Source organism: Tomitella cavernea (assembly GCF_016599145.1).
GTDB classification, from domain to species: Bacteria; Actinomycetota; Actinomycetes; order Mycobacteriales; family Mycobacteriaceae; genus Tomitella; species Tomitella cavernae.
The window spans coordinates 21354-29283 of sequence record NZ_JAENKO010000050.1 but is presented as its reverse complement, the minus strand read 5'-3'; the positions used below and the strand labels follow the sequence as shown (position 1 = coordinate 29283).

10 protein-coding genes and 1 pseudogene are annotated in these 7930 nt (G+C 72.2%); 1 reads left to right on the top strand and 10 read right to left on the bottom strand.

All coding sequences use genetic code 11. The features are described 5' to 3' along the window. From JJ683_RS15415 to sigE, 3 genes and pseudogenes are all read right to left on the bottom strand, one after another. Positions 1-376, bottom strand: a pseudogene (locus JJ683_RS15415) (hypothetical protein); the annotation flags it as partial. A gap of 244 nt (positions 377-620) precedes the next feature. Next, positions 621-983 carry an anti-sigma factor gene (locus JJ683_RS15410; protein ID WP_200175414.1) on the bottom strand — a complete coding sequence of 121 codons (363 nt, stop codon included), beginning with the start codon at positions 981-983 and terminating at the stop codon, positions 621-623. Between the two features lie 104 nt (positions 984-1087). Then, complete coding sequence (gene sigE, locus JJ683_RS15405; RefSeq protein WP_200175412.1) at positions 1088-1735, bottom strand: RNA polymerase sigma factor SigE; 648 nt, start codon at positions 1733-1735, stop codon at positions 1088-1090. A 347-nt stretch (positions 1736-2082) separates the two neighbouring features. On the opposite strand from sigE, the gene JJ683_RS15400 reads away from it, so the two are divergent. After that, on the top strand, positions 2083-2775 hold the full coding sequence (locus JJ683_RS15400) for an O-methyltransferase (protein WP_372435316.1): 693 nt from the start codon (positions 2083-2085) through the stop codon (positions 2773-2775). Between the two features lie 99 nt (positions 2776-2874). Here the strand turns inward: JJ683_RS15400 and JJ683_RS15395 are convergent, their stop codons facing one another. From JJ683_RS15395 to JJ683_RS15365, 7 genes are all read right to left on the bottom strand, one after another. Beyond that, on the bottom strand, positions 2875-3804 hold the full coding sequence (locus tag JJ683_RS15395; RefSeq protein WP_200175411.1) for a methyltransferase domain-containing protein: 930 nt from the start codon (positions 3802-3804) through the stop codon (positions 2875-2877). Positions 3805-3957: 153 nt separating this feature from the next. Beyond that, complete coding sequence (locus JJ683_RS15390; protein WP_143907731.1) at positions 3958-4125, bottom strand: DUF3117 domain-containing protein; 168 nt, start codon at positions 4123-4125, stop codon at positions 3958-3960. 85 nt (positions 4126-4210) lie between these two features. After that, positions 4211-4624, bottom strand: a complete 414-nt coding sequence (locus tag JJ683_RS15385) for a DivIVA domain-containing protein (RefSeq protein ID WP_200175410.1) — start codon at positions 4622-4624, stop codon at positions 4211-4213. Then, complete coding sequence (locus JJ683_RS15380; protein WP_200175409.1) at positions 4618-5577, bottom strand: glucosyl-3-phosphoglycerate synthase; 960 nt, start codon at positions 5575-5577, stop codon at positions 4618-4620. Before JJ683_RS15380 ends, JJ683_RS15385 begins: the two co-directional genes overlap by 7 nt. Then, positions 5574-6464 carry a dihydropteroate synthase gene (gene folP, locus JJ683_RS15375; protein ID WP_200175408.1) on the bottom strand — a complete coding sequence of 297 codons (891 nt, stop codon included), beginning with the start codon at positions 6462-6464 and terminating at the stop codon, positions 5574-5576. Before folP ends, JJ683_RS15380 begins: the two co-directional genes overlap by 4 nt. After that, on the bottom strand, positions 6461-7120 hold the full coding sequence (locus JJ683_RS15370) for an LOG family protein (protein ID WP_200175406.1): 660 nt from the start codon (positions 7118-7120) through the stop codon (positions 6461-6463). The genes folP and JJ683_RS15370 overlap by 4 nt, the downstream gene beginning before the upstream one ends. Next, positions 7117-7926, bottom strand: coding sequence for an LOG family protein (locus tag JJ683_RS15365; RefSeq protein ID WP_200175404.1), 810 nt, complete (start codon positions 7924-7926; stop codon positions 7117-7119). Before JJ683_RS15365 ends, JJ683_RS15370 begins: the two co-directional genes overlap by 4 nt. Positions 7927-7930 lie beyond the last annotated feature (4 nt).

The following is a 7930-nucleotide window of genomic DNA, read 5'->3' as shown; positions in this document are numbered from 1 at the left end:
TGCGCGGTGTGTCCGCCCCCGCGGCGGCCGCGGGATCCCGCTGGACTCCGTCGTGCTCACCGGGCGGACGGCCGTACGCCTCGGCGAGCACCGGGTCGACCGGGCGCGCGGACGTTCGCGGCGCACCGTCGCTGCGCGGCGGCGCCCCCAACGCGGCGGCGCCGTCCGGCCGGCTGAAGGCCTGCTGCTGTTCCGCTCCCACCTCGGGTTTATGCAGGGGCGACGGCCGCAGCCTGCCACCCGCCGGCACGTCGAAGCCCGTCGGACCGGCGCCGGAGCGCCCTGCACGCGAAGCGTTACCGGCCTGCGCTTCCTCACCGGTGCGCACGTCGTCGTCCGGCCCCGGCGCGGAGTTGCCTTCCGATTCGCTGTTCACCTGCGTCCCCTCCGGCACTCCGGCCGTCGATGTCCCCGTCGTTTCGAACCCGGGGTCCGTCCCGCTCCCCGCACCCGCGGCGTAGCCGCCGGCAGGGGTGGCATGCCCGACTCGGCCGACTGCCGCTCGCAGTGCGGACTGCAGCCCACAGTATTGGTCATCGCCCACGGATGCACCGCACCGGGCGCACGCACAGGAACGGAAGCCGTCCCGGCCCGCCCGCCGCCACTCCGTCGGGGCAGGCTCAGAAGAAGCGGCGCCTGCGCTGCGTCGGCGTGCCGCGATGCGGACGGCCAAGCTGCGCATCGTCGAAGGACGGTAGGGCCTTCTGTGGAATGGACCGCAGGTCCCCCAGAAGGTTCTCCGGCAGACGCGGCACCGCGGACGACTGCAGCGCCGCGCGGGCATGCGCCTGCGCGTCGACTTCCGCGGCGCACAGCGGACAATCGGCGATATGCCCCGATGCGCGCAGATGGGCGCTCATCCGCAGTTCCCCGTCCACATAGGCCGCCACCGCCTCCGTGGCCAAGTGACCGGTGTCGCCGGTCCCGGCGCCGAGGGAGAACTGCGAACCGGAGGGACGTCCACGCCATGCCGAATCGAACATCCGCTGTCCTTTCCCGCCGTCGATCCCACCACCGCTCGTCGGACCACCACCGCCCGCGGGGCCGGCGCCGGTCCGGCGCATCCCGGTTCCATGCGCCCCTCGGCTCACCGCGCTGCGCCGCCTTCCACGCCCTGCTCCGCTGACGTGTCCGCCGCGGCGAGGCACTCACGGATTGCCTGCCGGCCACGGTGGATCCTGCTACGCACCGTACCCAATTTGACGCCGAGCGTGGCCGCGATCTCCTCGTAGGACAACCCCTCCACATCGCAGAGCACCACCGCCGCACGGAACTCCGGCGCCAGCGACGCCAGGGCCTGCTGCAGGTCCGGGGCCAGACGCGAGTCGTGGTAGATCTGCTCCGGGTCCGGCCTATCGGACGGCACCCGGTCGTAGTCCTCCGGCAGCGATTCCATCCTGATCCGGTTGCGCCGCCGGACCATGTCCAGGAAGAGATTGGTCGTGATCCGGTGCAGCCAGCCTTCGAAGGTTCCGGCGCGATAGCTCGAAAGCGAACGGAAGACGCGGATGAACGTCTCCTGCGTGAGGTCCTCGGCGTCGTGCACGTTCCCGGAGAGCCGGTAGGCGAGCCGGTAGACCCGGTCGGCGTGTTGCCGGACCAGCTCATCCCAGCTCGGCATGGCCGCCGGGTCGCCCGTCGCATCGAACACCGCCGTGCCGTGATCGGCATCCGGTTCCGGGGCGGGAGACCCCGCCGTGTCCGGGACGGCCGCGGGCCCGACCGTGCCGGTCATCGCGGCTCGCTGCACGCTTTCGCCTCCTGTCGCCATGGCGTCCTGCGGTTGCGCACCACTGTCGAGCGCAGTCCTCGCTTCCGTCACAACACCCCTGCCCCTCGTTTTGTTCCGGCGTTCCATCGGTTCCGGCATTCTCGAGCAATGGCGCGCATGCCACCGCAACGTGAATCCGAGCCGACCGGGATGTCTCCGCGCCTGGGACAACCCTCCCGCCCCGGCGTGTGTCCACGCTGGGAGCAACCTGAGGGTCTGCTGAGAATCGCGGCACGCCCGGCGCACGCGCCCTTCTGTGCACCTCCACGCGCCGCGATACGCTCACTGGCGTGACCGAAGACGACCGCACCGTGGACTCCGCCGCATCCTCCGCCGCCGCCGCGTTCGCGGGCGACCGCATGGCCGCCCGCGCCGCCGGCGCCGCCGCACCGGTTCCGGACCCCGCAGCGCTTGCCGACGCGCGTGAACGCGCTGCCGACCTGGGGGTGGGGGCGGTGTCCGACTCCGTAGGCACGGCCTTGGCCATGTTCTCCCGCATGGCCGACGCCCGCACCGCAGTCGAGGTGGGTACCGGCGCCGGTGTCAGTGCGCAGTGGCTGCTCAGCGGCATGCGCCACGACGGCGTCCTCACCACCATCGACATCGAGCCGGAGCATCAGCGCACCGCCCGCGCCGCCCTGTCCGGCGCGGGCATCGCCTCCGCGCGCACCCGGCTGATCGGTGGCCGCGGCCTGGAGGTGTTGCCGCGGCTGGCCGACGACGCGTACGAGATGATGTTCGTCGATTGCGGCGGCACAGACCACGCACGGTACCTGGCCGAGGCCGTCCGCCTCTTGCGCCCCGGCGGTGTGGTCGTGATGCACGGCCTGATCACTGCCGGCGGCCCCGCGCGGCACGACTCCGCCCCACACGACCCTGCGCACCACAGGAGCCAGGCCGCCGTCGACGCACGTGAAGCGCTGCGCACCGCGACGGAACACGATCTGCTGCTGCCAGCGTTGCTGCCGCTGGGCGACGGCCTGCTGTGCGCGGCCCGCGTGTGACAATCCTTCGTGTGTGGGGCCCTGCATGTGTGAGGCGGCCTCGCGCCGCGCAACCCGCCTTCTTACCGCAACCCGCCTTCTTACAGGGCCCCGTCGCTGCTACTCCGGCGCGGTGAGGGGAGCCGCCGGGGTACGCCGGAACACGCGTACCGCGACGGCGCCGGTCACCGTCTGCCCCACCGGCAGCCGCGCAATCCGTGCCCGCACCCGAGCAGCATCGAGGTGGCGTGCCGACGGGCCCATTGCGACGATGGCCGCGACCTGATCCGGTGTCGGCCGCATCGCCCAGCGGACGGTGTCCGCCCGCAGCTCGTCGAAGCCGCTCAACGCTCCGGCCAGACGTTCCACTTTGCGTTCGTCCACGCGCAGGAGACCGATGCCGTCGACGAGCTCCGCGAGGTGTCCAGGCTCGGGTGCCACCACCATCACCGCGCCGCCCGGCGCGAGCACCCGGTGGTAGGCGGACGCGTTGCGGGGCGCGAACACCGACATGATGAGGTCGGCGGCGGCATCCGCCATCGGCAGCTCCGCCCAGGCGTCACCGAGGAGCGCCGCCATCCGGGGGTGCGCACGGGCGGCCGCACGCACTGCCGCCTTCGACGCGTCGATTCCGATTCCGCGCGCGCCCACCGGTTCGCCGGCCTGCTCGAGCACACCGGCGAGATACGTCCCCGTCCCGCAGCCCAGGTCCACCGCGACGGGTCCGTCCGGACCCGGCCCCGCTCCCGTCCCGGAGAGCACGTCCGCGCCCGCGTCGGCGACCGCCCGCAGCAGCGGGTCGTACAAACCCGATTCGAGCACGGCGCCGCGCGCGCCGACCATCTTCGCGTCGTCCCCGTGGAATCGGAGGGGCCGGGCGAGCAGGCTTGCGTAGCCCTGCCGCGCGCGGTCGAACGCGTGCCCCGCCCCGCATCGCACCGCTCGCCGGTCCGCTTCGACCGCGCCGCCGCACACCGGGCATCGGAGCAGGTCCGCCACGCCGGCGAGCGGGTCCGCGACGACGTCCCGCGCCGCATCAGCATCGGACATGCGCGCCGTCACCTCCGTTCATGCCGCCCGGATCCCCGTCCCGCCCACGCGTATCCGGCAGCCCCTGTCATGCGACAACCCCGCCGGACCGGGTCCGGCGGGGTTGTCGGAACGAACACGATCGATCGTTACCGTCAAGCCATAGTGCGGCCGTCAGCCGGTGACGCCGCGGAGCTCCTCACCCAGCGCGGCGGCCTCATCCGGGGTGAGCTCCACGACCAGGCGGCCTCCGCCTTCGAGCGGGACCCGCATGACTATTCCGCGTCCCTCTTTGGCCGCTTCGAGGGGACCGTCCCCGGTCCGGGGCTTCATGGCCGCCATCGTGTGCTCCCTCCAGATGTGCTCGGGCCGATGTGCCGACCCGTGACCGCATGTGTGTTGCGCGGCAGGTGAGTGCCGACGGCGACTATTCTTCCCTATCGTCGTACGTCGCCCCACACCGCCCCGGACCCTCGTCCGGGGCGGTCGCGGGCGCCGGATCCGCATGCGCATCGCCTTGACGGGGGGCCGCCGCGGCCTCGGTATGCGCCTCCAGGCCCCCGTCCTGCGCTGCGACGACGGCCCGCAGCCGCTCGACCTCGTTGGCGAGCCGTTGCAGTGCCCAATCCACCTCGGACGCCTTGTATCCCCGGAACGCCTGCTGGAATCGCAACGCGCGCACGTCGTCGCTGTCGATGGCGTGGTCGGGCAGCCAGGCGGGCGATCCCCCCGGCGGGAGCGGTGCGGCCTCCTCGCCGCGGCCGAACACGAGCGCGGCCACGACGAACAGCAGCCCGGCCACCAGCGCGATCAACACCACGTACAGGATCGCGGTCAGCATCCGCGCGCCTCTCCGCCGGCATCGCCGGCCCCCGAAGCGCTTGCGGCGGTCACTGTTCCCAGCGGCGGCCTGTCTTCCAGCGCGAGGTCCGCTGTGCGCGGCACGAATGCGTCGTCCTGCGCGAAATACTGTGTGAGGGGGACACCGGAATCGTCGATCCCGCAGCGCCGGAGCATCGTTCCGATTATCTGGCGGCTCATCACTCCCAATTCCATGAGGTCACGGTTGCGGTGCTTGCGCACGGCCAGGTTCACCTGTGCGAGACCGCTCGCCCCGTAGCGGCGGTAGGTGTCCAGAAGCAGACCGATCTCCACGCCGTAGCCGGGGGCGAACGGGACGGCCTCGAGCAGCTCGCGGGTGGCCGCATACTCACCTCCCAGCGGCTGCAGGACAGCGGCGAGGTCCGGGCGCAGCGCCGCCAGCATCGGACGCGCCACGAGCTCGGTCACGCGGCCGCCGCCGCGCGGATCCTCGCTCTCGTTGATCCGCAGCGGCCGCCGGTAGAACCCCTTGACGTGGTGGATTCCCTCCGCCGTGAGGAGGGGGCCGACGAGGTTCGGCACGTACCGCGGGTCGGGTTCGATGAGGTCCGAGTCGATGAAGACGACCACGTCGCCCCGGGTCGCGGCCACCGCACGCCACAGCGCCTCACCTTTGCCCGGCACCGGCGGAAACTGCGGGATCGCCTCCTCGCGGCTGACCACGCGGGCGCCCGCCTCCCGCGCGCGCTGCGCCGTCCGGTCACGGGATCCGGAATCGAGCACCACCAGGTCGTCCACGAGCCCGCCCACGAGCGGCAGGATCGACTCCACCACGCCGGCCACCGTGGCCTCCTCGTCGAGCGCCGGCAGCGCCACGGACACGGTCCGGCCGTTCTTCGCCGCGACGAGTTCGGGCACCGTCCAGGCCGGTTCGTGCCAGGTGCGCACCGTCGCGCCGCCGCCCGCGCTCACGCGAGCCCCCGCACGGTGCGCGCGGGCGGGCGGGTGCCCGCGATCGAGGCGACCATCTCCAAAGTGCGACGGGTCGCCGCCACCTCGTGCACCCGGAACACCCGGGCCCCCGCGGCCGCGGCAAGGGCCGTGGCCGCGAGCGTGCCCTCGATCCTCTCGTCCAGCGCGGCGCCGAGCGTCTCGCCGACGAAGTCCTTGTTGCTCAACGCCATGAGCACGGGGAATCCGGTCTCCACCAGTGCGTCAGCGTGACGCAGCAGCGCCAGACCGTGGTAGGTGTTCTTGCCGAAGTCGTGCGTCGGGTCGATGAGTACACCGTCGCTGCGCACCCCGGCGGCCACCGCACGGTGCGCCGCCGCCGTCACCTCCGCCACCACATCGGCGACGACGTCGTCGTAGCGCACCCGGTGCGGACGCGTGCGCGGAACCGCACCGCCCGTGTGCGAGCAGACCAGGCCGGCACCCGTTTCCGCGGCGACCCCGGCGAGCGTCGCGTCCGCGCCGGCCCAGGTGTCGTTGATCAGATCGGCGCCGGCCTCGCGCGCGTGCCCCGCCACGGTTCCGCGCCAAGTGTCGATGCTGATCAGCTGTTCCGGGAAGTGCCGACGCACCCAGTCGACGAACGGCACCACGCGCCGGATCTCCTCGGCCTCGTCGACCTCGTCGCCGGGGCCCGCCTTGACGCCGCCGATGTCGATGATGTCGGCGCCCTCGCCCACCGCGCGCGACACCGCTGCCTGCGCGTCACCGTCCTCGAACGCCGCGCCGCGGTCGTAGAACGAGTCGGGCGTCCGGTTGACGATCGCCATGATCAGTGCACGGTCGGTCCTTATCGGGCGGCCACAGAGCGTGCCGGGCACGGCGGCGGTGGCCGCCGCGGCGATCATGCCCGGCCCCCGCCCGGTACCGCACCGGCTTCCGCTGTCGCGGCGGGTCCGGCCGTGCGGACCGCGGTGCCGCTGGTGCGGGCGGTCCCCGCGCACAGGTCCAGCGCCGTATCGATCGTCGTCGCCACAGGAAGCCGATCCAGCGCCTGGTGCCGCACGAAGCCGTCGCCGGCGATCGCCCGCAGCCACGCCATCAGACCGTCGTAATGACCATCCGGATCGAGGACGACGACGGGCTTGCCGTGCATGCCGAGCGTCGACGCCGTCCACACCTCGCTGAGTTCTTCGACGGTGCCCAGGCCACCGGGCAGCGCCAGGAACGCGTCCGCGTGCGCATCCATCAGTGTTTTACGCTCACGCATCGTCTCGGTCACCAGCAGCTCGTCGGAGTCGGAGTCCATCACCTCCATGTCGACCAGTGCGCGGGGGATCACTCCGACGGTGCGTGCACCTCCGGCCCGCGCCGCCCTGGCCACCGCGCCCATCATCGACACACGTCCCCCTCCGGAGACCAGCGTCCAGCCGCGCTCGGCGAGCGCGGCCCCCACGTCCGCCGCCAACCGCTCGTAGTGCGCGGGAACCGGGCCCGACGCGCAGAACACGCACACCGCGCGCGTTCCGGTGCCGGCGGGCCCTCCCGCGAATTCCGCCGTCACTGCGGCCCCACCTCACCAGCGGGACCGATGGGCCCGGCGACCGCCTGCGCGCCACCGTCCAGTTCCCGGTGCGCTTCGACGACGAAGCGCACCGCGTCGTCGAGGGAGTCGGTGACGTGGATCAGGTCCAAATCGACCGGATCGATCATGCCCTCGGCGACAAGCACTTCACGCAGCCAGCTCACCAGTCCCTCCCAGAAGGCCGAGCCCACGAGAACGATGGGGAACCGGGTGATCTTGCCGGTCTGCACAAGCGTGAGCGCCTCGGAGAGCTCGTCGAGCGTGCCGAAACCACCCGGCATGCATACGAAGGCCTGCGAGTACTTGACGAACATGGTCTTGCGGGTGAAGAAGTACCGGAAGTTCAGTCCCAGCTCCACCCACCGGTTCATACCCTGCTCGTGGGGCAGTTCGATACCGAGCCCCACCGAAAGCCCGTCGGCATCCGTGGCACCGCGGTTGCCCGCCTCCATCACACCCGGGCCGCCGCCCGTGATCACCGCGTACCCCGCATCGACGAACTTTCCGGCCAGCCGCCGGGTGTCGCGGTAGGTCTCCGACGTCTCCCCCACCCGGGCCGAACCGAAGATCGACACCGCCCGCGGGAGCTCGGCGAGCGCCCCGAAGCCCTCGATGAACTCGCTGTGGATCCGCAGCACCCGCCACGGATCGGTGTGCACCCAGTCTCCGGGCCCCCGATGGTCCAGCAGTCGCTGTTCGGGTGTCGACGCAGAGGCACGCCGATCGCGCGGGCCGAAGTCGCCGCGCGGGCGTGCGGAACCGTCGGGGTCTCTGTCGGGGCTCATGGGA